This window comes from Saccharothrix sp. NPDC042600 (assembly GCF_040647305.1).
Lineage (GTDB): Bacteria > Actinomycetota > Actinomycetes > Mycobacteriales > Pseudonocardiaceae > Actinosynnema > Actinosynnema mutabilis.
In genome coordinates this window covers 1-23,106 of sequence record NZ_JBEZBW010000025.1, presented here as the reverse complement: position 1 = coordinate 23,106, position 23,106 = coordinate 1, and the positions used below count along the sequence as shown (strand labels likewise).

Sequence of the window (23,106 nt, the reverse complement as noted above, 5' to 3'; positions counted from 1 at the left end):
GCCGTGGGTGGGCGATTCGCCGCGTTCATCCGGCTGAGCAGGCTGCGGTTCCTCGTCGAGAGCCAGCTGACGGTGACGCTCGGCGTCGCCGTCTCCGTCTACAGCGGACACCCGTTCGCGCTGGGCACGTGGCTGCTGATCCAGTCCACGGTCGTGCTCACGCACCTGATGACCCACTACTGCAACGAGTACTTCGACCTGGCCGCCGACAGCGCGCACACCGCGCCCAACCGGTGGACCGGCGGCAGCCAGGTGCTGGTGAAGGGCGCGCTGCGGCCCGAGGTCAGCCTGGCGGCGGCGTTCGTGCTGCTGTTCGTGGTGCTCGCGCTGACCGTGCTGATGCCCGACCCGGTGCAGCGGCTGATCTCGCTGGCCGCGATCGCCCTGGCCTGGTTCTACACCGCGCCGCCGGTGCGGCTGAACTACCGGGCGGTCGGCGAGGTCACCACGGCCGCGTCGCTCACCCTGTTCTGCCCGTTCCTGATGGTGTACTCGCTGACCGGCGGGTTCCCGGCGGAACTGGTCGCGGTGTGCGTGCCGCTGCTGCTGGTGATGACCGCGCGGATGATGGTGATGAACTTCGTGGACCGCGACTCGGACCTGCTGGTGGGCAAGCGCACCCTGCCGAACACGCTGGGCGCGCGACGGGCCGCCCTGGTGTTCGCGGGACTCCAGGGCGCGGCCTACGCGATCGTGCTGGCGACCACGCTGGCCCGCGTGCTGCCCCTGGCGGTGGGCGTCGGGCTGCTGCTGACCGTGCCGGGCGCGGTCCTGTTGAGCCGCAGGCTGGTGCGCGAACCGCCGTCGCCTGACGCGCCCGAGCAGGCCACGTCCACCGCGCACCTGGCCACGGCGCACGCCGCCGCGACCGGTGTCGTCTCCGTGGTGGGCTTCACCGTGGCCACGGCGATCGACGACGGCGTGACCGCGTCGGTGGTGGCGTGCGCGGTGCTGTTCGCGCTGTACGTGACGCCGGCTGTCGGCGTGCAGGTGCTGGACGCGTTCAAACGCGGGCGTGCCGGGGCGGTGGGCGCCGCATGACACCGCCCGTCCTCGACCACCAGGCGTCCGTGCCGGAGGCCGTGCCCGGCATCGCGTTCGCGGTGGTCGGCGTGTGCACGTTCGCGATCTACCTGCTGGCGATCCGGCGCGGGTTCCTGGACAAGCGGACCACGCTGCCCGTGTTCGCCGCCTGCGCCAACGTGTCGTGGGAGTTCACCTACGCGTTCATCTACCCGGTGTACCCGGAGATGCGGATCATCCTGTACTTCTGGCTGCCGCTGAACATCGTGCTGCTGTGGCAGGCGTTGCGGTGGGGCCGGCAGGACTTCCCGGGCATGTCCCGCGCCGGGTTCGCGTGGATGGTGGCCGGGTGGTCCCTGTTCTCGCTGTCGTTCATGGTGTTGGCGACGCGCGAGTTCGACGACCGGGTCGGCGCGTACACCACGGTGTTCGTGGTGGTGCTGATGGAAGCGCTGTTCATCCAGATGCTCCGGGTGCGCGGGTCCACGGTCGGGCAGACCATGTACATCGCGCTGTTGAAGACGGTGATCGACGTGTCCGGCGCGGTCGGGCTCATCGCGTGGTACCCGAACCGGTGGCTGTTGCACCAGATGATCGTCGCGGAGGTCGTGCTGGACGTCGTGTACGCCGTGCTGCTGTACCGGCGGTTCAAGGCCGAGGGTGTGAGTCCGTGGCGGAAGTTCTGACGCGGGGGTTGGTCCTCGGCGGCGGGGTCGCCGGGTTCCTCGCCGCCGCCGCCTTGAAGGGGCACGTCGAGCGGGTGACCGTGGTGGAGCGCGACCGGTACGACGGGGCCCGGCCCCGGCGGGGCGTCCCGCAGGGCCGGCACGCGCACCTGCTGCTGGCCCGGGGCGTGCGGGCGATGGAGAGCCTGGTGCCCGGGTTCGAGGCCGCCCTGGGCGCGGCCGGCGCGCGGCGGGTGCGGATGCCGCAGGACCTGTTGACCTACACGCCGTTCGGGTGGACGCCCCGGTTCCCGCACGGGCAGTTCCTGATGAGCTGCCGGCGGCCGTTGCTGGAGTCGGTGCTGCGGGGCCTGGTGGACGTCGAGGTCGTCGAGGACGCGGAGGCGGTCGGCCTGGTGGGCTCCGGCGGCCGGGTGACCGGCGCGGTGGTGCGGTCCCGGGAGGACGGGGTGGCCCGCGAGGTCGCCGCCGACCTGGTGGTGGACGCCACCGGCGCTTCCTCCAAAGCCGACCGGTGGCTGCGCGAACTGGGCAGGTCCGTGCGGGACGTCGTGGTGGACCCCGGCATCCGGTACGCGACCGCCCTGTTCCGGCCCGCCGAGCGGCTCGCGGGGTTCCCGGCCGTGTGCGTCCAACCCGGTCCGCCGGACGACGGGCACGGCGGAGTGCTACTCCCGGTCGAGGAGGGCTGGTGGATCGTCAGCCTGGCCGGGCTGCGCGGGACCGTGCCGCCGACCGACGCGGCCGGGTTCCTGGCCTACGCGGGGGGTTTGCGGCACCCGTTGCTGGCGCAGCTGCTGGGGTCGGCCGAGCCGGTCGGGCCCATCCGGGCCTACGGCGCGCCGCCCGGGCGGCTGCGCGGCTTCCCCGATGTGGCGGGGTTCGTGGCGATCGGCGACGCGGTCGCCAACTACAACCCGTTGTACGGGCACGGGATGACAGTGGCCGCTGTGGACGCTCTCGCGCTGCGGGACGGGGTGGCCGAGCACGGGGTGGGCGGTGGTCTGGCGCGATCGGTGCGGAAAGCCGTAGTGCGCGCGACCGCCGACGCGTGGGCGTTGGCGGTCGGCCAGGACACGCGGTACGAGCGGACTTTCGCGCCGGCGCGGAAAGTGCCCGATCGGGTGGCCGGCTGGTACGCCGACCGGGTCGGCGCCGCGGCGGCCGTGGACACCGGGGTCGCCGCCGCCCTGCTGGACTCCTATACGTTGTCCGAGCCGTTGTCGCGGCTCACGCGGCCGGCGGTGGCCCGGAAGGTGTTGCGCAAGCTCGACCGGCCGAGCCCCGAACCCCCGCTCACCGCGGAGGAGCGCGCCCTCCTCACGCCCTGACCCGGCGGTCGTACCGCCGATCGGGTGATGAGGCCGGCGATCACTCCCCTTGGGACGGATAGGTTCGGAAGGCTTGGTGGGACCTCAACGGGGGAGACGATGACCGGAAGACGAGCCGTCCTGATCGCCGCGGTGGCCGTGGCCGCGGCCGGGTGCAGCACCAGCACCCCGGACACCACCGCGCCCCCGGCGCAGCCGAAGGCCGGCGGGACGCTGACGTTCGCCACCGACGCCGACCCCGGCTGCCTGGACCCGCACCAGTCGCCCACGGCCGCGTCCCAGCTGGTGACGCGCGGCGTGGTGGACTCGCTGGTCGCGCAGGACCCCAAGACGCTGGAGCTCAAGCCCTGGCTCGCCGAGTCGTGGACGGCCACGCCCGACGCCACCTCCTTCACCTTCACCCTGCGCACCGGCGTCACCTTCAGCGACGGCGCGCCGTTCGACGCGGCGGCGGTGAAGGCGAACTTCGACCGGATCGTGAACCCGGCCACCAAGTCGCTGCTCGCGGCCAGCCTGCTCGCCGGGTACGACGGCACGACCGTGGACGACCCGCGCACCGTCACCGTCAAGTTCAAGGCCCCGAACGCGTCGTTCCCGCAGGCCGCCAGCACCGCGTTCCTGGGCATGCAGTCGCCGAAGGCGTTCGAGGCCGGGCCCGAGGCCGTGTGCCGCAAGCCGGTGGGCAGCGGCCCGTTCGTCGCCGCCGAGCGGCAGCCGCAGGCCAGCATCACCCTGTCCAAGCGCGCCGACTACACCTGGGGCCCGGAGACCGCCACGCACCGCGGCGCGCCCCACCTGGACCTGGTGACCATCAACATCGTCCCGGAGAACGGCGTGCGCATGGGCAGCCTGCGCACCAACCAGGTGGACGCCATCGCCAACGTCCCGCCCAAGGAGGTCGACGGGCTGAAGGGCGCCGGTTTCGAGGTGCTCGCCAAGGCCCAGCCCGGCATCGCCTACACGCTCAACCTCAACGCCGCCCGCGAGCCGCTGACCGACGTGAAGGTGCGGCAGGCGATCGCCAAGGGCATCGACACCGAGGCCCTGGTCAACAACCTCTACCAGGGCAAGTACCCGCGGGCGACCAGCGTGCTGACCGGCGCGACCCCCGGCTACGCCTCGATCCTGGGCACCAGCCAGTTCGACGCCGCCGCCGCCGAGCGGCTGCTCGACGAGGCCGGGTGGAAGAAGCAGGACGACGGCACGCGGGCCCGGAACGGCAAGCCGTTGAGCGTCGAGTGGACGTTCATCTCGCCCACCCGCGAGCAGCGGGACCTGTTGGCGCAGATCGTGCAGCAGCAGCTCAAGGCGATCGGCGTGGACGTCAAGCTGGTGCCGCTGGCGATGGGCGAGGCGATCGCCAAGACCGCGCGCGGTGAACTCCAGATGGGCGACATCAGCTTCGTGCGGGCGGACGGCGACGTGCTGCGGACCGTGCTGACCGCGCCGCGCGGCGGGACGCCCGCGGTGGTCGCGCCCGAGGTGCCCGGGTTGCTGTCCGCCGCCGCGGCGACCGTGGACGACGCGGTGCGCGACGAGAACTACGCCAAGGTGCAGCGGTCGCTGATCGAGAACGCCACCGCCATCCCCGTCTACGACCCGACCTACCTGTTGGGCGTCGGCAAGGCCGCGCACGGCATCGTGTTCGACCCGCAGGGCCTGCCGTCGTTCCACGAGGCCTGGGTGTCGCGCTGACCGTGCGCCGCGCCGGGTTCGTGCTCCGCCGGCTCGCCTCGGCGGTGCCGGTGCTGGTGGCGGTGCTGACGCTGTCGTTCGTGATGATGCAGCTCGTGCCGGGCGACCCCGTGCAGACGATGCTGTCCGGCGCGGGGCCCGTGCCCACGCCCGAGCAGGAGCAGGCGCTGCGCGCCCAGCTCGGGCTGGACCGGCCGCTGCACGAGCAGTACCTCGGGTTCCTCGCGGACGCGGTGCGCGGCGACTTCGGCCGGTCGGTGCAGACCGGCGAACCGGTCGTGTCGGCGATCTCGGCGGTGGCCCCGGCCAGCGCGGAGCTGGCGTTGTTCGCGCTGGTGCTGTCGCTGGTGTTCGGCGTGGGCATCGCGGTGCTGGGGCGGGTGGCGACGGGCCCGGTGCGGTCGTTGTGCAACGGCGTGCCGGTGGTGTTCATGTCCACGCCGGGGTACTGGGTGGCGTTGCTGCTGATCGAGGTGTTCTCGTTCCGGCTCACGCTGTTCCCCGCGACCGGCGACGACGGCTTCGCGGCGCTGGTCCTGCCCGCGGTGACCCTGGCGCTGCCCGCCGTCGGCGTGATCGCGCAGGTGCTGGGGACGTCGCTGGCGGCGGTGGACGCGGAGGCGTACGTGGTGACGGCCCGCGCCAAGGGGGCCGGGCGGTGGCGGGTGCTGCTGCGGCACGCGCTGCGCAACGCGTCCATCCCGACCATCACGCTGGTGGGCACGACGGTCGGCAACCTGCTGGCGGCGGCGGTGATCGCGGAGACCGTGTTCGCGCGGCCCGGCCTGGGGCGGTTGACGTTGCAGGCCATCACCAACCACGACATCCCCGTGTTGCAGGGGGTGGTCGCGCTGCTGGGCGTGCTGTACGTGGTGGTGAACCTGCTGGTGGACCTCTGTTACGTGCTGGTGGACCCCCGGGTCACCGCCGACCGGATCAGGGACTGACCGTGAAACGCCCGGGTGTCGTGCTGTCGTTGCTGGTGCTGGCGTTCGTCGTGGCGTGCGTGGCGGCGCCGGGCCTGCTCGCGCCGACCGCGCCGGACCGCATCGACCCGCTCGCGATGCTGGAACCGCCGAGCTTCGCCCACCCGTTCGGCACCGACCAGCTGGGCCGCGACCTGTTCAGCCGGGTCGTGCACGGCTCACGGGTGTCGGTGCTGGTCGCGTTGGCGGCGGCGACGGCGTCGCTGGTGGTGGGCGCGCTGGTCGGGCTGGTGTCGGGCATGCTCGGCGGCTGGCTGGACGCCCTGCTGATGCGGGCGGTGGACGTGCTGCTGGCGTTCCCGGCGCTGTTGTCGGCGTTGGCGGTGATCGGCATCCTGGGCAGTTCGGTCGTGAACGTGGCGGTGGCGGTCGCGGCGGCCGGGATCGCCCCGTTCTGCCGGGTGGTGCGGGCGCAGGTGCTGCACGTGCGGACGCGGCCGTACGTGGCGGCGGCGACGGTGAGCGGCGTGCGGCCGGCCGCCGTGCTGGTGCGGCACATCATCCCCAACGCCGCCGGGCCCGTGCTGACGTTGGCGCTGATGAGCCTCGGCGTCGCGCTGCTGGCGTCGTCCTCGCTGAGCTTCCTGGGCTTCGGGCCGCGACCACCGGACGCCGACTGGGGCTCCCTGGCGTCCTCCGGGCGCGACTACGTGGGAACGGCGTGGTGGCTCACGGCGTTCCCCGGAGCGATGGTGGTGTGCACGACCCTGGCCGTGACCGCGTTGCACCGGGCGGTGGGACGGCGGTGAGCCTGCTCGCGGTGCGGGGGTTGCGCGTGTCCTACGGCGGGACGCCGGCGCTGGCCGGCGTCGACCTGACCGTGGCGCACGGCCAGACGGTGGCGGTCGTCGGCGAGTCCGGGTCGGGCAAGACGACGGTGGCACGCGCGCTCCTGGGCCTGCTGCCGCCGTCGGCGCGGGTGCTGGGCGGGACGGTCGAGTTCGACGGGCGGAACCTGCTGGAGCTGGGCGAACGCGGCATGCGGGCGGTGCGCGGGCGGTCGATCTCACTGGTTCCGCAGGACCCGACGGCCGCGCTGAACCCGGTCGTGCCGGTGGGGGCCCAGGTCGCCGAGGTGCTGCGGGTGCACGGGCTGGCCTCGCGCCGGGACGCCCGCCGGCGCGCGGTGGAGCTGCTGGAGGTGGCCGGGTTCCCGGACGCGGCGGCGCGGGCGCGGCAGTACCCGCACGAGCTGTCCGGCGGGATGCGGCAGCGGGTCCTCATCGCGGCGGCCCTGGCGGGCGAGCCGGACCTGATCGTGGCCGACGAGCCGACGTCCGCGCTGGACCCGACCGTGCAGCGGCAGGTGCTCGACCACCTCACCGCGCTGACCCGGTCCTCCGGCACCGCGCTGGTCCTGATCACGCACGACCTGGGCATCGCGGCCGAACGCGCCGAGCACGTCGTCGTGATGGCCGACGGCGAGGTGGTGGAGGAGGGCCCGCCGGCGAGGGTCCTCGACGCCCCCGACCACCCGCGCACCCGGCAACTCGTGGCCGACGCCCCCAGCCTGAACTCGGCCCGCCTGCGACCGTCGTCGGCGACCGACGAGACCCTGCTGGACGTCCGGGGCCTGACCAAGGTGTTCACCGGGTCCCGGTTCGGCGCCGGCCGCAAGCGGACCACCGCCGTGGACGACGTGACGTTCACCGTCGCGCGCGGCGAGACGCTGGCGCTGGTCGGGGAGTCCGGGGCGGGGAAGTCGACCGTGGCCCGGCTGCTGGTGCGGCTGGAGGACGCCACCGCGGGCCGCGTCCTGTTCGACGGCGCGGACCTGGCGGCGCTGCGCGGCGCGGAGCTGCGCCGGTTCCGGCGGCGCGTCCAGCTGGTCTTCCAGGACCCGTTCACCTGCCTGGACCCCCGCTACACCGCGTTCGACCTGATCGCGGAACCGTTGCGCGCCTTCGGCCTGGATGCCTCCCCGGCCCGGGTCCACGAGCTGGCCGAGCAGGTGGCCCTGCCGGTCGGGCTGCTGGCGCGGCGGCCGGGCGAGCTGTCCGGCGGCCAGTGCCAGCGGGTGGCCATCGCGCGGGCCGTCGCACCGGGCCCCGACCTGCTGGTGTGCGACGAGCCGGCGTCGTCGCTGGACATCTCGGTGCAGGCGCAGGTGCTGCGGCTGCTGGTGGACCTGCAGGCCGCGCTGGGCCTGGGCGTGGTGTTCATCTCGCACGACCTGGCCGTGGTGCGCCAGGTCGCCGACCGCGTGGCGGTGCTGAAGGCCGGTCGGGTGGTGGAGACCGGCCCCGTGGACGAGGTCTTCACCGACCCGCGGCACCCGCACACCCGGGCGCTGATCTCCGCTGTCCCCCACACACCCAGAAGGGAACCGGCATGACCACGCCACCCAAGGCCGCGAGCCCGGTGGACTTCGCGACCTACGGTCCCTACGCCCCCAAACCGAAACCGGGCGCGTCGGCCCGCCCCGGACCCGCTTTCCCGAACCGCATCACCGCCGACGGCTCCAGCGGCCACCGGGCCGAACCCGGCCGGTACCACCTCTACGTCGCCCAGTCCTGCCCGTTCTGCCAACGGGTGACCATCACCCGGAAGCTGAAGGGCCTGGAGCACGTGATCTCGGTGTCCGCGGTGGACCCGATGCGCGACGGCCGGGGCTGGGCCTTCCGCGAGGGCGACGGCCACGACCTGGACCACCTGAACGGTTTCTCGTTGCTGAGCGAGGCCTACACGGCCACCGACCCCGACCACGACGGCCACGTGTCCGTGCCGGTGCTGTGGGACAAGGTGGAGAAGCGCATAGCCAGCAACGACTTCCGCCACTTGAGCATCGACGTGGCGACGGCGTTCGACGAGTGGGCGGCGAACGACGTGGACCTGTACCCGGAACCGTTGCGGGCGGAGATCGACGACCTGAACGAGTTCCTGTACGAGAGGGTCCACAACGGACCGTACCGGTGCGGGTTCGCCAAGACGCAAGAGGACTACGAACGCGAGGTCCTGTCGCTGTTCGACGCGCTGGACCGGTTGGAAGAGCGCCTGGCGACCCGGAGGTACCTGTTCGGCGACCGGTTGACGGACTCGGACGTGCGCCTGTTCGTGACGCTGGCGAGGTTCGACTCGGTGTACGTCACGCACTTCAAGGCGAACCTGAGGCGGCTGGTCGACTACCCGAACCTGTGGGCATACGCCCGCGACCTCTACAGCCTGGACGCGTTCAGCTCGACGACCGACTTCGAGCAAACGAAACGCCACTACTTCCTGACCCACACGTGGATCAACCCCTCAGGCCTGGTCCCCTTGGGCCCGGAAGCAAACTGGACGGCCCCCACCACCCGCCACAACCTCTAACCACGCGCGCAGCGCGGTCCTTCGCCGCGCAGCGGCGGCTGAGCTACCAGCCACAAGGGGCCTTCGTGTTCCCCACCGTATGACCTGCCCGAAGGGCTACCACACTTTTCGGGGGTCGGGCCAAAAAGTTTGCGAGGAACGAGCAAAGTTTTTCGACCGACCCCCGAAAAGTGTGGTTGGCTCCGCCAGGTCATGCGGTGGGGAACACGCAGGCCCTTCCCCCCCCACTGGAGGCCTCCCCAGCCGCTTTTGATCTTTTGATCTTTTGATCTTTTGGGCTTTTGGGCTTTTGGGCTTGAGAGCGCGCCAGCGCGTCCGCTTGAACCCGCGCCGGCAGGCGGCCCCCCGGAGCCTCCGGCGAACCGCCCACCACCACCCTCAAAACCCGATCGGCTCCCGAACCAGGACCAGCGTGGCCCGCCCCGGGAAGATCTCACGCTCGATGATCAGGATCTTCGACAGGACGCTGGGCTGCCCGTAAGCAGCCAGGCAGCGCTCGTTCTCCTTGGGCAGCGAATAGGTCCGGATGCGGGTCAACGCGGTTTCCAGGTCCGGCACGACCTTCTGCGCCCCGACCACCCAAATGGTCTGGCCGGCACCGAAGGCGTAAGGGACGAACTGGCTCCCGGTGGCCGACGCCGCCACCAGGTGGCCCTGCTCGGTCACCGCGTGGACGCTGCCCACGACCACATCCGGTGTGGCCGTGCGGAGCCGGACCTGGTTCGGGTCGCGGTCCACTCCATCCAGTTCCAGCTGGGCTCGGACCGACGTGAACCGGCCCGACCTGTCGATGTCCTCCGCGATCCCCGACAGGCGCAGGGTCTCGCTCGCGGAGGTGAAGATCGTCTTGTCGGTGGGGAGCTGGTCGGTGACCAGCTTCCTGGCTTCGGCGACGGTGTCCACGACCTCGACGGTGAGGCCGTTGGCTCGGGCGGCTTCCGCCGCGCGGGTCAACCGCTCGGGCTCGGCGGCGCTCGCGAACCGCTCGTCCGGCGTGGTCACTGCTCCTCCTTCGGTTGGGGGACGACGGGAAGGGCGTCGAGGCCGTGGAACAGGACGCTGTCCTTCCACCGCAGGGTCTCCGGCGCCACGGCCAGGGCCAGGTCCGGGAACCGGTCGAACAGCCCGCCCAGCGCGATCCGCCCCTCCAGCCTGGCCAGCGGCGCACCGAGGCACCGGTGGACGCCGTGGCCGAACGCCAGGTGCCGCTGGTCGGTCCGCGTGATGTCGAACCGGTCCGGGTCGGGGAACTGGTCCGGGTCGCGGTTCACGACCCCCACCAGCACGACCACGAACTCGCCGGCCGGGATCTCCACGCCGCCCAGCGCCAGCGGGGCCGTGGTGAACCGCAGGGTGGTCATGCTGCCCGGACCCTCGTACCGCAGCAGCTCCTCGACCGCGCCGACGACGTGCGAGGGGTCGGACTTGAACAGCGCCAACTGGTCCGGGTGGGCGAGCAGGGTCAGCACGCCGTTGCCGATGAACTGCGCGGTGGACTCGTAGCCCGCCGTCAGCATCAGGAACGCCGACGCCACCAGCTCGTCCTCGTCCAACCGGTCGTCCAGGTCGCGGGCGCGGATCAGGTCGGCCAGCAGGTCGTCGTCGGCGCTGTCGCGCTTGCGGGCCACCAGGTCGGCCAGGTAGTCGGCCATCCCGGCGGACGCCGCGCCCATCTCCTCGGGCGTGCGGCCGAACGCGATGCCGTCGGACAGGGCGCGGAACGAGTCCCGCTCGTCGGCCGGCACGCCGAACAGCTCGCCGATGACGGTCACGGTCAGGGGGAAGGCGAACTCGCCCAGCAGGTCCACTTCGGCGCGGCCCGCGAGGCCGTCGAGCAGGCGGTCGGTGACCTCCTCCACGCGGGTGCGCAGCAGTTCGACGCGGCGCTGGGTGAACGCGCTGGTCACCAGCTTGCGGAGCCGGGTGTGGTCGGGCGGGTCGAGGTTGAGCATGTGGGACTGGAGGATCTTGGCCAGCCGGGTGACCTGGACGCCGCGCTCCTCCTGCTCGTCGTGCAGCGGCGCGGCGCGCTGGGAGTCCTTGCTGAGCAGCGGGCTGGCCAGCGCCTCGCGGGCGTCGGCGTGCCGGGTCACCAGCCACACCGGCAGACCGTTGGGCAAGGTGGCCCGGCGGACCGGGCCGTCCTCCCGTAACCGCTGGTAGAAGTTGTGCCGTCGCTGGATGAAGTCGTCGTCCAGCGCGATCGGCGACGCGTCAGGCGCGCTCATGATCCCCGATCTTCTCGTCGATGAGTCGACTTGTCGTGTCAGTGCTCCGACGACCGGTTGGCCGCCGGCACGTGGACGCGGTCCAGCAGCGCCCGCGCGCGTTCCTCCCAGGCCGGTCGCGTCGTCTCCCGCGCCGAGGACAGCGCTTCCTCGGCGTGCCGGGCGGCGGCGACGGGGTCGCCCGCCGCGAGTTCGACCCGGGCCGCCGCGAGGTGCGCGGCGGGCTCGTGCAGTCGGAAACCGCTCTCCCGGACGCGGGTCAGGGCGTTGTCCGCGTGCCGCCGCGCCGCGCGCAGGTCGCCCAGCGCGGTGGTCGTCGACGCCAGCCCGATCTCCGCCTCCAGGAGCCCGAACAGGTACGGCCCCATCGTGCCGGCGATCGCCCGCGCCTCCGCGTGGCGGGTCCGCGCCCGGTCGGGCTGCCCCTGGACGGCGTGCACCGCGCCCAGGGCGTTCAACGCGTCCACCTCGGTCCGCCGGTGCTTGACCTGCCGGCTCAGGTCCAGGCCGCGCTGCGCGGCGACCAGGGCCTCGGCGGCGCGCCCGCGCCACGCGTGGATGCCCGCCAGCGCCACCAGGCACCGGCTGGTGCCGAACGCGTTGCCCATCCGCTCGTAGGCGGCCAGCGTCGCCTTCAGCTGGTGCACGGCCTCGTCGAACCGGCCCAGGTCGCGGTAGGTCAGCCCGAGGCTGAACCGCCACGACACCTGCACGTACGACTCGTCCGGCGCGGGTTCCGGCGTCACCGAGGTGAGCAGTTGCTCCAGCGCCTCGGGCAGCAGCCCCTGGTACCGGTAGGCCACGCCCAGGCCGTGCACCGCGCCCGCGCGGTAGTAGCCGACGTCCACCGTCTCGGTCAGCTCGATCGTCCGCTTGAAGTGCGCGCACGCCTCGGCCAGCCGCCCGGTCCACATCAGCGACATGCCCAGCGTGTGGTGGCACGGCAACTGGTACACCGGCCGGTCGAGTTCGACGTAGAGGTCCAGCGCCCGTTCCAGGGTGTCGATCGCGTCCGCCATGCGGCCGGTCGTGTTGTACGCGTGGCCCAGGCTGACCAGCGTGATCGCCTCACCGGCCTGGTCGCCCGCCGCGGTGGCGGCGCGCAGCGCGGTCCGGGTGACCGTCACCCACTCGCCGAACCGGGGCGCGAGCGCCAGCGGCGAGGACATCGCGTCCGCCAGGTGCCACGCGTACCGGTGCGGGCCGTGCTCGGCGGTGTGGTCGACGGCGGCGTGCAGGTTCGGGTACTCCTGCTCGAACCACGCCGTCGCGGTCGCCCGGTCCTTCAGCTCCGGCACGACCGTGTCGCGCAGGCCGGGCGGCTCCTCCGGGGGCTTGCGGATCGGCTCGATCAGCCCGGACGCGGTGCGCGTGGCGCGGAAGTAGTGCGACAGCAGGCGTTCGAACGCCGCGGTGCGGGTCGGCTCGTCGTCCTCGGCCAGGCCGCGCTGGCGCGCGTAGTCGCGGACCAGGTCGTGCAGTTGGAACCGGTCCGGCCCGGCCTCCTGCACCAGGGCGGCGGTCGCGAGCACGCCCAGCAGCTCCCGCGCCCGGCCCGGGTCGGTGCCCACCAGCGCCGCCGCCGCGTGCGGCGTGAAGTCCGGGCCCGGCACCAGGGCCGTCATCCGGAACAGGCGCGCCGCCGCCGGCCGCAGCGACTCGTAGGACAGGTCGAACGCGGCCCGCACGCCGGTCTGCTCGTCGTTCTCCACGGCCAGCGCGGCCAGCCGGTTGCCGTCGCGCAGCCGGTCCACGTACTCGCGCACCGACGTGCTCGGCACGCGGGCGGTCAGGTTCGCGGCGGCGATGCGCAGCGCCAGCGGCAGGTACCCGCACAGCGCGGCCAGCTCGTCCAGCGCCTCCGGGTCGGCGGCCAGGCCCGGGCCGAGCAGGGACACCAGCAGCGCGTAGGCGTCCGGCGGGGACAGCACGTCCAGGTCGAACCGGATCGCGCCCTCCCGCACCGCCAGTCCCGCCAGCGGGTCGCGGCTGGTCACCAGCACCGCGCAGCCCGGGTCGGCGGGCAGCAGCGGCCGGACCTGCTCGGCGGCGTTGGCGTTGTCCAGCACCACCAGGACCTGCTTGTCGGCCAGCAGCGACCGGTAGACCGCGGCCTGCTCGTCCACGTCCAGCGGCACGAGGTCGGGGGACAGGCCCAGCGAGCGCAGGAACCGCGCCAGCACGCGGGCCGGCGCCACCGGCTCGGTCTGGGCGTAGCCGCGCAGGTTCATGTAGAGCTGGCCGTCGGGGAAGCGCTTGCGCAGGCGGTGCGCGATGTGCGTGGCCAGCGCGGTCTTGCCCACGCCGGGCAGGCCGGACAGCACCGCGATCGGCAGCGCGTCGTGGCCCGAGCCGAGGACGTCGGCCACCTCGTCGGCGACGCGGTCCCGGCCCACCAGGCCGACGATGTCCGCGGGCAGCTGCATGGGCGGCGGCATCGTGCGCGGCGGCGGCGCGGACGCGGGCTCGTTCAGCGCCGGCTCGTTGGACAGGATCGCCTGGTGCAGTTGCTGGAGTTCCGGGCCGGGGTCGATGCCGAGCTGGTCGATCCGCAGCGTGCGGACCTCCTGGTAGGTCTGGAGGGCCTCGGCCTGGCGGCCGTCGCGGTAGAGCGCGAGCATGAGCTGGCCCCAGAACTGCTCGCGCAGCGGGTGCTCCACGGTCAACGCCCGCAGCTCGCCGACCAGGTCCGCGTGGCGGCCCAGTTCGAGGTCGGCGTCGATGCGCCGGCCCAGCGCGCCCAGCCGCTCCTCGGTCAGCCGCGGCACCTCGGTGCGGTGCAACAGGTCGGAGAGGACGTCCACGAAGGCCGGTCCGCGCCAGAGCTTGAGCCCCGCGTTGAGTTCGGCGGAGGCTTCGGCGAACCGACCCGCGGCGGCGGCCTCCCGGCCCCGCGCGACGTGACCGCGGAACAGTTCGAGGTCGAGTTCGTGCGGTGCGAGCCGCAGCAGGTACCCGGTGGGCCGGGTGACGATGCGCGCGCCACCGTCCGGTTCGACCGCGTCGAAGGCCCGGCGCAGCCGGGAGACGTACGTGTGGACGGCCGCGGTCACCCCGGCCGGGGGCGCGTCCGCCCACGTGGACTCGACGAGGTGGTCCACCGTGGTCAGGCGGTTGGCCTGGGCGGTGAGCGTGGCGAGCAGCGCGGTCTGTTTGGCCCCACCCAGCCGCGCCCTGCCGGTCGTGCCGTGCACCTCGAAAGGCCCGAGAATCCGAAACTCCACCCTGGCTCCTGGCATTCCGGGTCCGCCCGCCCGCGGGCCCGCTCGCTTGCCTCGGGCGCACGGTCATTTCCAAAACTACACGGAGTCGGTGAGGAGTCGTCATGGTTCGGCACATCTCGAACGGGGTTGTGCTGGGCGGACGGGCCGCCTTCCGCTCATCGGGTGATCTTTTCGCCGGTGTGTCGGGGGAGGTCGGCGACGAGTCGGTTCGGGGTGCCGGTTGAGACGGTCCGGGCGGCGGTCGGCTCGGCGGGGTCGGCTCGGCGGTCGGGTCGCGGGAGCGGTGCGTCGGGTCCGGTTCGTGGGTTCGGTGGCGGTGAGCAGCCCCGCCCACCCACCCCCGCCGCCGACCCCGCACAAGCCACGGCTGCGCCGCCCGCCGGCTGCGCCGACGGAAGCGGCTGCGCCGCAAGAGCCCGGCTGCGCCGGGCGAGCCGTCCGCGCGCACCGTCGGCCCGCCCGTCTCGGTTGTCCATCACCCCGCCGAGCCGCAAAGCCGGACGGGCCCCTCACCGGAGCGAAGGACCCGTCCGACCGAACTACCGACCGCTGCGGTACGCGGTCCAGGCCTGTTGCATGCGGGTGTTCTGGCCCGGCGTGAACTGGTTGTAGCAACTGTCGTACGAGTAGTCCATGTAGTTGTGGATCGGGTCCAGGCCCGGCAGGTTGCACGAGTCCCGGCCGTCCGGGCAGCCCGACGTCGAGCTGGACTGCGCCGGCGTGTCGGCGACCTCGTCGTTGGTCGTCGTGCAGCCGCCCTGGAAGGTGTGCCACAGGCCCATCCAGTGGCCGACCTCGTGGGTGAGGGTCTTGCCCAGGTCGAAGTTGGTCGCGCTGCCGCCCGGCACGCTCGTCCAGTCGATCACGACGCCGTCGAGCTGCGGGCTGCGCTCGTACCAGCTCGGGAACGTCGCGTAGCCCAGGCCGTCGATGTCCACCGACCACACGTTGAGCGTGGCCGCGCCGCCGACGCGGGTCGCGGACTTCATCTGCTTCTCCACCCGCGACCGGTCCGCGCCGGTGAACCACGTGTTGTTCGACCAGCGCTTGGTCTCCTGGAGCACGAACGTGAAGCCGGTGTTCGCCGCGACGCCCGGGGCCTCGGCGCCCGCGAAGCCCGCGTTCAGCACCTTCATCTGCTCGGTGATCGTGGCGTCGGAGACGTTGCCGACGCCGCCGGTCCCGGTCACCACGTGGAACACGACGGGGATGGTGCCGCCGGCCGCCGCGGTCAGGTCGCCGGACGCCCGCGCCACGCGCTCGCGCAGGTCGCGGTTCATGCGCTCGGCCTCGGCCTGGCTGATCTCGTTGCGGTCCTGGCCGGTGCTGCCCGGCTTGCCGCGCGCGGCCGAGTGGGTCTCGACGGCGCAGTCGGCGGAGCGCTCGGCGACGGCGGTGCTGCCGTCGGCGGACGGCCCGAGGACGGTCAGCGCGCCCAGGGCGAGCGCGCCGGTGAGCAGGGCGCCGCGGCTGCGCCCCGCCTTGTCGTTGTGGAACATGCGGAGTCCTCCGTGCAGGGAAGGGGACAAGGCCCGCGCCATGATGACCCAAGCGGCGCCCCGAGGGACCCCGTCGATCGTCGCTTGACCTTCAGCCGGCGGCTTGTTCCCGCCGCAGAGTGGCAACAAGGCCGCCGCGGCTGCGCACGTCCAGCTTGGCGAACACCGACTTGAGGTGGTCCTGCACGGTGTGCGCGGAGATCGCGAGCCGGTCCGCGATGTCCACAGTGGACAGACCGGCGACCACCTGGTCGCACACCTCGCGCTCCCGCGCGGTCAACCCGTAGGCCGCGCACCGCAACGCCATCAGGTCCGCACCGGTCGCCCGCGCGACGGTCACCGCCACGTCGTCGTCCTCCGCGCCACCCACCAGCCGGTCACCGCACAGCCGCACCCAGCCGCCCGCCGCGTCCCGCACCCGCGCCCGGAACGTCCCCGCCGTCGACGCCCGCGCCCCCGTCGCCGCCGCCCGCACCAGCACCGCGAACCGGCCGGGCGCGATCCGGTCCAGCTCCCGCTCCCAGGCCCGCGCCGCACCGGTCGCCGCGCGCACCACCCCGTCCGGCCCCACCACGACGATCCCCGGCGGTTCCTCGCCGCCCGCGCCGCCGAACCGCGCCGCCAGCCGGGTCGCCGCCGCGAGCGCCGGCGCGACCGACTCGACGAACTCGACCTCCCGGTCGCTGAACTCGCCGCGCCGCACCAGGCCCGCCGCGCCCCAGCACGCACCGTCCACCCGGAACACGACCCGCAGCTCGTGCGCGAGCCCCAACGGCCGCCACACCTCGTTGAGCCGGCCGCAGCGCGCCCGGTCGCGGTCGGGCAGCTCGGACAGCCGCGCCACCGCCGCCGGCCGCCGGGCCAGCTCGGCGAACGTGAGCGGCTCGCCCCCGCCGTACTCGAAGGTCGCCAGCAACGGCTCGAAGCGCGGCGGGATGCGGGTCGCGCCGCTGGTCATGCTGCTGATCGCGACGGTGTCCGGGTCCAGCGACGCCCAACAGGTCAGGTCGGTGGGCACCACCCGCTCGACCAGCTCGATGGCGGCGGCGTGCAGCTCGGCGACCCCGAGGCCCGCCGAGGCGAGGGCGGCGACGTCGCGCCGCGCGGAGCGTGCCCGGCCTTCCCACACGCCTCGGAGTATGCGCCCGGGAACGGCGGTGCGGGCATCCCACTTTTCCGGGATGGAGGGCGCGCGGACCGGTGCCCACCCTGGGCGCATGACGACTGTGCTGAACGCCGCCGGCGAAGGCGTCGAACTCGTCTCGCCGGACGCGACCTTCACCGTGAAAGCCCACGAGGGGCAGACCGGCGGCTTCGACCTGTTCGAGGTGGACATCCCGCGCGGACCCACCGTGCCGCCGCACGCCACCCCGTGGGGCGTGACCTTCTACGTCCTGCACGGCCGCACGGCCGTCCTGGTCGACGGGGAGGTCCACGACCTCGGCCCCGGCAGCACCCTCACCATCCCGCCGGGCGCCCACCACACCCTCACCGTCCACACCCCGACCGTGAAGCTGCTCGCCATCAGCCCCACCGACCGGATGCGCCGCTTCTTCGTCGACGTGGACGCCGCCGTCCCACCGGGCACCCCGTTCGCCGAGGCCGCGGGCGCTCTCGGCGAGATCGCCGCCCGGCACGGCGTCACGGTCGGGGACTGGCCGTCGTGAACGCCGTCGCGCAGGTCGCGGCCGGCCTGGCCGCGCTGATCCACGTGGTGGTGTGGGTGTTCGAGTCGTTCCTGATGGACCGGCCCGCGGTCCACCGGGGCGTCTTCAAGCTCGCCGCGAAGGACCTGCCGGCGATCCGGCTGTGGTCGTTCAACGTCGGCTTCTACAACCTGTTCCTGGGCGGCGGCACGATCCTCGGCCTGGTCCTGCTCAACACCGGGGCCGAGACCGCCGGCCGCACCCTCGTGCTCTACACGTGCGGGTTCATGGCGCTGGCCGGCATCGTGCTGGCGGTGTCCGACGCCCTCGCCCTGGGCCGGCCGCGCGGCACCGGTTGGACCGGTGCGGTGAGCCAGTTCCTGCCCCCGGCGGTCACGCTCGTGGCGGCCCTCCTGTGAACACCTCCGACCCGACCCGCCGCCGGAACGGCTCCAGGCGCCGCCGCTGCCGTTCCGCGCGGGCGGCCAGCTCGTCGAAGTCCACGTCCGGCAGGCGGGTGCGCAGGTCGGCGAGGTCGCCCAGGGTGTGCCAGAGCTGCTTCTTGCGGTCGATGCCCATGGTCAGGGCCTCCAGCTCCACGAACCGGCTCAGCGGCGAGTAGCCGACCAGCCGGCCGTTGCGCTTGAACCGCCCGAGCCGCTCACCGGCGGTCGCGAGCGCGGTCCGCACCGGGTCGGTCCGCACGCCCAGCCGCCCCATGATCGACCGGAACACCTCGACGTCCTGGGCGATCTCCTCCGCGACCTCCGCCAGCGCCTCGCCCAGCGGCGTGCCCCGGTTGTTGCGCCGCGCCCGCCGGGCCAGCTCCCGCCACCCGACGCCGAGCGCGAGCTGGTCCCTGAGGTAGATGCCGAGGAATCCGTCCACACCGGGGAACTACCCGGTGCGGACGGATCCAACCCGGCTCAGCCGTTGGCGCTGATCCAACCGGTGGGGGCGCTCACGCTGAGCAGGGTGTCGCCCTCCATGTTGCGGGAGTCGTACTTGATGGCCGTGTTCTCCGGCATGTCGAAGTCCACGTCCAGGCAGGTGCCGTTGCCCTCGTAGTTGTGCCGGTAGCCGCCGTAGGTGTCGTAGGTGCCCTTGAACCAGGCGGCGGCGTGGTGGCCGTCGGCCTTGATGTCGCAGACGTACATGTGCTCGCCGGTCGGGTTGAAGCAGGTCATCGCGCCACCGTCGGGTGACCAGACCTTGTTCCAGCACGTCGGCGGGTAGGCGACGACGCCGAGCGCGCCGAACCCGGCCTCGGCGGGAGCGGCCTGGGCCGCCTGGGGCGCGGCCATCAGCAGCAGGCCGCTCAGTGCCGCGAGCAGCGGGAGCAGCAGGCGCTGCCGGAGCTTCGTCATGGTTCCTCCTCACGATCCCGGGGCGGTTCCCCCTGGGGTGCCGCAATGCTCGGGAACGCCGCTTTCCTGCCGCTTTCCCCGCGATGTGTCCGCCATCCGGACGCTTCCACCCCCGTTTCCACCGTCCGCCGGGCGCGGCACGGCCAGACTGGCCGGCGGGGGTGGTCGGGTGGAGTTCGCGGTCCTCGGCCCGCTGGAGGTGCGTCCCGGAGGCGCGCCCGCGGGGCGGCTGCAACGGGTCCTGCTCGCGGTGCTGCTCGCGCGGGCCAACCACGAGGTGCCGGTGGACGCGCTGGCCGACGCGCTGTGGGCCGGCCGCCGCGACCCGCGCGCACCGCAGAAGCTCCACCTGCACGTCCACAAGCTGCGGCGGGCGCTGGGCGAACCGGACCGGCTGGTGTTCGGCGGCGGCGGCTACCGGCTGGTCGTGGGGCCCGGCGAGCTGGACGCCGAGCGGTTCGAGGCGCTGGTCGCGCGGGCGCAGGGGGCGGCGGGCGACCCGGAGCGCGCCGCCGGCCTGGCGCGGGCGGCGCTGGACCTGTGGCGGGGCGAGCCCTACGACGGGTTGGACGCGCCCGCCGCCGAGGCGCGCCGGCTGCACGACCGCCGGCTGACCGCGGTGGAAGTGCTGTGCGAGGCGGAACTGGCCCGCGGCCGGAACGCGGCGGTGGTCACCGAGCTGACCGGCGTCGTGGCCGAACACCCGTTGCGTGAACGGCTGCACGTGCTGCTGATGACCGCTTTGCACCGGGCCGGGCGGCGGGCGGAAGCCCTGTCGGCCTACCGCGCCGCGCGGCGGGTGCTGGTGGACGAGCTGGGCCTGGAACCGGGGGTGGAGCTGCGCCGACTGGAACAACGCGTGCTCGCCGCGGAGCCCGCGGAGGTGCCGTCCCAGTTGCCGCTGGACGTGCGGGGGTTCACCGGCCGGGCCGCCGAACTGTCCGAACTGGACGGTTCCGCGCCGGTGACCGCGATCGTCGGCACGGCGGGCGTGGGGAAGACGGCGTTGGCCGTGCGGTGGGCGCACGCGGCGCGCGACCGGTTCCCCGACGGGCGGCTCTACCTCGACCTGCGCGGGTTCGGTCCCGAGCCGCCGCTGCCGGCGGAGGAGGCGTTGGCCGTGCTGCTGCGGGCGTTCGGCGTGCGGTCCGACGGCATCCCGCTGGACCCGGTGGTCCGCGCCGCGCGGCTGCGCAGCGTCGTGGACGGCCGGCGGGTGCTGTTCGTGCTGGACAACGCCCGCGACGCGGCCCATGTCCGGCCGTTGCTGCCGGGGTCGCCGACCTGCCGCGTGCTGGTGACCAGCCGGGACTCGCTGGCCGGCCTGGTGGCGCGGGAGGGCGCGCACCGCGTGGACGTGGATCGCCTGCCCCCGGCCGACGCGGTCGAACTGCTGCGCGCGACCCTCGGCGACCGGGTGGACGCGGACCCGGCCGCCACGGCGGCCCTGGTGGAGCGGTGCGCCCGGCTGCCGCTGGCGCTGCGGGTGGCCGCCGAGTCGGTCCGGTCCCGGCGCGGCGGGACGGTGGCCGGGCTGGTGGCGGACCTGGGACCGGCTCCGGGTCGGGATGCGCGGGCCGCCGACCCGGGGCGGGCTGCCGGCCTGGACGCGTTGGACGCGGGCGGTGACCCGGTGACGTCCGTGCGGGCGGTGTTCTCGTGGTCCTACCGGCGGTTGCCCGCGGCGGCGGCCCGGGTGTTCCGGCTGGTCGGCCGGCCGCCGGGGCCCGACGTGGACGCGCGGGCCGTGGCGGCGCTGGGCGGGCTGTCGGAGCGCGAGACCCGGCGGCTGCTGGACGTCCTGGTCCGCGCGCACCTGGTGGAGGACTCCGCCGCCGGCCGCTACCGGCTGCACGACCTGCTCCGCGCCTACGCCGCCGAACTGGCCGAACCCGCGCCCTTGACACCCCTGCGCGCCTGGTACCTGCACACCGCCGCCCGCGCGATGGACGTGCTGGCGCCGTTCGAGGACGCCCGGCGGCCGGAGGTGGCCGCGGCGCCCGGTCCGGTGGTCGACTTCCCCGACCGGGCCGCCGCGCACGCGTGGCTGGACGCCGAACGCGCCGGCATCCTCGCCGCCACCGTGGACGACCCGGCCTTCGCGGTGTCGGTCGCGGGTGTCCTGTGGCGGTACCTGGACGACGGCGGCCACCGCGAGGACGCCCTCGCCCTGCACCAGCGCGCCCTGGCCGCCGGCGAGGGCGTCGAGGTGCTGAACCGGGTCGGCACGGCCCTGTTCCGCCTGTGGCGCAACGAATCCGCGCTCGACCACCTGACCCGCGCCCGCGCGCTGTGCCCGCCCGACCACCCGGCCCTGCCGGCCGTGCTGAACAACCTCGCGCTGCTGCACTCCCACAGCGGCCGGTTCGCCGAGGCGGTGGACCTGCTGGAGCGGTCGGCGGGCCGGACGCGGTCGCACCACGTGCTGGCCAACCTCGGTGAGGCGTGCCGGCGGGTGGGGGACTTCGCGCGGGCGGAGGAGGTGCTGGAGGAGGCGCTGCGGTCGGCGCGGGAGTCGGGTGACGGGGTCGCGGCGTCGTTCATCGCCTGCCACCGGGCCGCGCTGCTCAGCGACCTCGGGCGGCAGGGGGCGGCGTTGGCGGAGCTGGAGCGGGCGTTGGCGTTGGCGCGGTCGTCGCGGAGCCCGATGGTCACCGCCGAGGTCCGCTACCACCAGGGGGTGGTGAGCCTGCGGATGGGCCGGGTGCGGGACGCGTTCCTGTTCCACCGCAAGGCGTGTGAGCGGGCCGAACTGGCCGGTGACCGGCGGTTGGTGGCGCAGGCGCACAACGGGCTGGGGGAGGCGTGGTCGGCGACGGGCGACCGGGACGGCGCGGTCCGCCACTTCACGCTGGCCCTGCACGTGGCCGCCGAGATCGGCGAGCAGCACGAGCGGCGTCGCGCCCACGCCGGGCTGGCGGCGGTGAGCGCGGGGTGAGCCGGGCCTGGCCTCCCGCCCCCGGTCCCATCGTCGCACGGGGGACCGACAGCGGGCGGTGGGTCAGGCGGTGAAGTCGCGGGACGGGATGCCGTCCGGGAAGCGGGCCAGGGCCGGGGCCGCGGCCGTGGCGAGGGCCTGGAGGGCGGCCACCTCGGCCTCGGTCGCGGCGTGCGGGGTGGCCCAGTACGCGCCGAGCGCGCCGATCGGCTCCGGGTCCAGGATCGGGGTGACCAGGAGGCTGCGCACGAACGTCGGCCGGTAGGCCTCCTGCGGCACGCGTGGGTCGAGGGTGATGTCGCGGATGGCCACGGTCTCCCGGTGGTGCATCGCCCACCCGCTGATGCACGTGGCCGCCGGGAACCGCTGGCCCTTCCACAGGGGGCTCATGGAGTCCTCGTCGGCGTAGTAGCAGCGGTCGCCGTCGAGGAGGACGAAGGTCGCGCCGTCCGCGCGGGTGAGTCTTCGCGCCGCGGTGCGGAGGACCCGGTGCACGTCCTCCAGCGTTTCGGCGCGCTGCAGGTCCAGCGCAGGGTCCGTCATGGGGCAACGGTAGTCCCGCGCGGGCGTTGTGACCACCGCCTCCGTGGCTTTGTTGCAAGTGATTGGCAGGATGGGTCGGGTGGACGCGGGATGGGCGCCGGCCGTGCTGGCCGTGGTGGTGGTCGTGGGGCAACTCGTCTACGTGCTCGCCTGCGCGGTGTCGGCGGCCGAGCCGCGGACCGCCGCCGACACCCGGCGCCGCGCCCGGGCGCTGCGGTGGACGCCCTGGCTGGTCGCGGTGTCGGCGGCGGTCGTGGCGGTCACCCTCCTGCTGCGATGGTGACGATCTCCGCCCAGGCCCCGAACAGGCTCACCGGCCGCCGGTCCACGACGGGCACCCCGCGCAGGTCGGCGTCGTGCACGAGCAGCACGGCCCGCCCACCGGGCACGAGCACCCGCCGGACCTCCCGCCAGAACCGGTCAGCCGACCCCCGCACCGCCACCTGCCGCCCCCAGGGCGGGTTCCCGACGACCAACTCGACCGACCCACCGGCCACCGGCAACCGCCCGGCATCCCCGACGACCCACCCGACCCGAGCCGGCAGGCCGGCCGCCGACGTGGCGGTGGGCGGCATCAAGTCGGCCTGGAACTCCGGCGACACGGCGGTCAACACGTTGAGCGGCACGTCGATGG

Annotated in this window: 20 protein-coding genes and 1 pseudogene; 12 read left to right on the top strand and 9 right to left on the bottom strand. The window is 73.9% G+C overall.

Annotation, left to right across the window (positions count from 1 at the left end):
- Positions 1–3 precede the first annotated feature (3 nt).
- The 8 genes from AB0A74_RS17910 to AB0A74_RS17875 all read left to right on the top strand — a co-directional run bounded on the left by AB0A74_RS17910 (position 4) and on the right by AB0A74_RS17875 (position 9,027).
- Positions 4–1,041: a prenyltransferase gene (locus AB0A74_RS17910; RefSeq protein WP_358250667.1), complete on the top strand. Its 1,038-nt coding sequence runs from the start codon at positions 4–6 to the stop codon at positions 1,039–1,041.
- Positions 1,038–1,709: a hypothetical protein gene (locus tag AB0A74_RS17905; RefSeq protein WP_358250665.1), complete on the top strand. Its 672-nt coding sequence runs from the start codon at positions 1,038–1,040 to the stop codon at positions 1,707–1,709. Before AB0A74_RS17910 ends, AB0A74_RS17905 begins: the two co-directional genes overlap by 4 nt.
- Complete coding sequence (locus AB0A74_RS17900) at positions 1,694–3,040, top strand: FAD-binding protein (RefSeq protein WP_358250663.1); 1,347 nt, start codon at positions 1,694–1,696, stop codon at positions 3,038–3,040. Before AB0A74_RS17905 ends, AB0A74_RS17900 begins: the two co-directional genes overlap by 16 nt.
- 99 nt (positions 3,041–3,139) lie before the next feature.
- Positions 3,140–4,735, top strand: coding sequence for an ABC transporter substrate-binding protein (locus tag AB0A74_RS17895; RefSeq protein ID WP_358250661.1), 1,596 nt, complete (start codon positions 3,140–3,142; stop codon positions 4,733–4,735).
- A gap of 2 nt (positions 4,736–4,737) precedes the next feature.
- Positions 4,738–5,682 (top strand): ABC transporter permease, encoded by a 945-nt coding sequence (locus AB0A74_RS17890; protein WP_358250659.1) that lies wholly within the window; start codon positions 4,738–4,740, stop codon positions 5,680–5,682.
- 2 nt (positions 5,683–5,684) lie between these two features.
- Positions 5,685–6,470 (top strand): ABC transporter permease, encoded by a 786-nt coding sequence (locus AB0A74_RS17885; protein WP_343933108.1) that lies wholly within the window; start codon positions 5,685–5,687, stop codon positions 6,468–6,470.
- Positions 6,467–8,056 carry an ABC transporter ATP-binding protein gene (locus tag AB0A74_RS17880; RefSeq protein ID WP_358250657.1) on the top strand — a complete coding sequence of 530 codons (1,590 nt, stop codon included), beginning with the start codon at positions 6,467–6,469 and terminating at the stop codon, positions 8,054–8,056. Before AB0A74_RS17885 ends, AB0A74_RS17880 begins: the two co-directional genes overlap by 4 nt.
- Positions 8,053–9,027, top strand: a complete 975-nt coding sequence (locus AB0A74_RS17875; protein WP_358250655.1) for a glutathione S-transferase C-terminal domain-containing protein — start codon at positions 8,053–8,055, stop codon at positions 9,025–9,027. Before AB0A74_RS17880 ends, AB0A74_RS17875 begins: the two co-directional genes overlap by 4 nt.
- A 378-nt stretch (positions 9,028–9,405) precedes the next feature.
- Here AB0A74_RS17875 and AB0A74_RS17870 read toward each other — a convergent pair whose 3' ends face one another.
- The 5 genes from AB0A74_RS17870 to AB0A74_RS17850 form a co-directional block, all read right to left on the bottom strand.
- Positions 9,406–10,029, bottom strand: coding sequence for an LUD domain-containing protein (locus AB0A74_RS17870; RefSeq protein ID WP_358250653.1), 624 nt, complete (start codon positions 10,027–10,029; stop codon positions 9,406–9,408).
- A complete protein-coding gene (locus AB0A74_RS17865; protein ID WP_358250651.1) occupies positions 10,026–11,255 on the bottom strand; it encodes a cytochrome P450 in 1,230 nt (409 codons plus the stop codon). Before AB0A74_RS17865 ends, AB0A74_RS17870 begins: the two co-directional genes overlap by 4 nt.
- 38 nt (positions 11,256–11,293) lie before the next feature.
- Positions 11,294–14,479 (bottom strand): BTAD domain-containing putative transcriptional regulator, encoded by a 3,186-nt coding sequence (locus AB0A74_RS17860; protein ID WP_358250649.1) that lies wholly within the window; start codon positions 14,477–14,479, stop codon positions 11,294–11,296.
- A 539-nt stretch (positions 14,480–15,018) separates the two neighbouring features.
- On the bottom strand, positions 15,019–15,978 hold the full coding sequence (locus tag AB0A74_RS17855) for a zinc metalloprotease (protein WP_358250647.1): 960 nt from the start codon (positions 15,976–15,978) through the stop codon (positions 15,019–15,021).
- 91 nt (positions 15,979–16,069) lie between these two features.
- Positions 16,070–17,107 carry a helix-turn-helix transcriptional regulator gene (locus tag AB0A74_RS17850; RefSeq protein WP_358250645.1) on the bottom strand — a complete coding sequence of 346 codons (1,038 nt, stop codon included), beginning with the start codon at positions 17,105–17,107 and terminating at the stop codon, positions 16,070–16,072.
- 88 nt (positions 17,108–17,195) lie between these two features.
- Here AB0A74_RS17850 and AB0A74_RS17845 point away from each other — a divergent pair, with 88 nt between their 5' ends.
- Together AB0A74_RS17845 and AB0A74_RS17840 are read left to right on the top strand one after the other, a co-directional pair.
- Complete coding sequence (locus AB0A74_RS17845) at positions 17,196–17,645, top strand: cupin domain-containing protein (protein WP_358250643.1); 450 nt, start codon at positions 17,196–17,198, stop codon at positions 17,643–17,645.
- Positions 17,642–18,043, top strand: a complete 402-nt coding sequence (locus AB0A74_RS17840) for a DUF1304 domain-containing protein (RefSeq protein WP_358250641.1) — start codon at positions 17,642–17,644, stop codon at positions 18,041–18,043. The genes AB0A74_RS17845 and AB0A74_RS17840 overlap by 4 nt, the downstream gene beginning before the upstream one ends.
- Here the strand turns inward: AB0A74_RS17840 and AB0A74_RS17835 are convergent.
- Together AB0A74_RS17835 and AB0A74_RS17830 are read right to left on the bottom strand one after the other, a co-directional pair.
- Positions 18,018–18,512 (bottom strand): hypothetical protein, encoded by a 495-nt coding sequence (locus AB0A74_RS17835; protein ID WP_358250639.1) that lies wholly within the window; start codon positions 18,510–18,512, stop codon positions 18,018–18,020. The genes AB0A74_RS17840 and AB0A74_RS17835 overlap by 26 nt on opposite strands.
- Positions 18,513–18,550: 38 nt before the next feature.
- Positions 18,551–18,991, bottom strand: a complete 441-nt coding sequence (locus AB0A74_RS17830; protein ID WP_358250637.1) for a hypothetical protein — start codon at positions 18,989–18,991, stop codon at positions 18,551–18,553.
- A gap of 169 nt (positions 18,992–19,160) precedes the next feature.
- Here AB0A74_RS17830 and AB0A74_RS17825 point away from each other — a divergent pair, with 169 nt between their 5' ends.
- Positions 19,161–21,929 carry a BTAD domain-containing putative transcriptional regulator gene (locus AB0A74_RS17825; RefSeq protein ID WP_358250635.1) on the top strand — a complete coding sequence of 923 codons (2,769 nt, stop codon included), beginning with the start codon at positions 19,161–19,163 and terminating at the stop codon, positions 21,927–21,929.
- Between the two features lie 63 nt (positions 21,930–21,992).
- Here AB0A74_RS17825 and AB0A74_RS17820 read toward each other — a convergent pair whose 3' ends face one another.
- Positions 21,993–22,472: a GAF domain-containing protein gene (locus tag AB0A74_RS17820; protein ID WP_358250633.1), complete on the bottom strand. Its 480-nt coding sequence runs from the start codon at positions 22,470–22,472 to the stop codon at positions 21,993–21,995.
- 79 nt (positions 22,473–22,551) lie between these two features.
- Here AB0A74_RS17820 and AB0A74_RS17815 point away from each other — a divergent pair, with 79 nt between their 5' ends.
- Complete coding sequence (locus tag AB0A74_RS17815; RefSeq protein WP_358250631.1) at positions 22,552–22,755, top strand: hypothetical protein; 204 nt, start codon at positions 22,552–22,554, stop codon at positions 22,753–22,755.
- Here the strand turns inward: AB0A74_RS17815 and AB0A74_RS17810 are convergent.
- A pseudogene (locus tag AB0A74_RS17810) lies at positions 22,733–23,106 on the bottom strand (hypothetical protein); the annotation flags it as partial. The gene AB0A74_RS17815 and the pseudogene AB0A74_RS17810 overlap by 23 nt on opposite strands.

Excerpts from the sequence above, each read along its gene's own strand:
- AB0A74_RS17895 (WP_358250661.1), top strand. The coding sequence starts at position 3,140 with ATGACCGGAAGACGAGCCGTCCTGATCGCCGCGGTGGCCGTGGCCGCG.
- AB0A74_RS17865 (WP_358250651.1), bottom strand. The coding sequence starts at position 11,255 with ATGAGCGCGCCTGACGCGTCGCCGATCGCGCTGGACGACGACTTCATC.
- AB0A74_RS17855 (WP_358250647.1), bottom strand. The coding sequence starts at position 15,978 with ATGTTCCACAACGACAAGGCGGGGCGCAGCCGCGGCGCCCTGCTCACC.
- AB0A74_RS17875 (WP_358250655.1), top strand. The coding sequence starts at position 8,053 with ATGACCACGCCACCCAAGGCCGCGAGCCCGGTGGACTTCGCGACCTAC.
- AB0A74_RS17830 (WP_358250637.1), bottom strand. The coding sequence starts at position 18,991 with ATGACGAAGCTCCGGCAGCGCCTGCTGCTCCCGCTGCTCGCGGCACTG.
- AB0A74_RS17820 (WP_358250633.1), bottom strand. The coding sequence starts at position 22,472 with ATGACGGACCCTGCGCTGGACCTGCAGCGCGCCGAAACGCTGGAGGAC.
- AB0A74_RS17845 (WP_358250643.1), top strand. The coding sequence starts at position 17,196 with ATGACGACTGTGCTGAACGCCGCCGGCGAAGGCGTCGAACTCGTCTCG.
- AB0A74_RS17905 (WP_358250665.1), top strand. The coding sequence starts at position 1,038 with ATGACACCGCCCGTCCTCGACCACCAGGCGTCCGTGCCGGAGGCCGTG.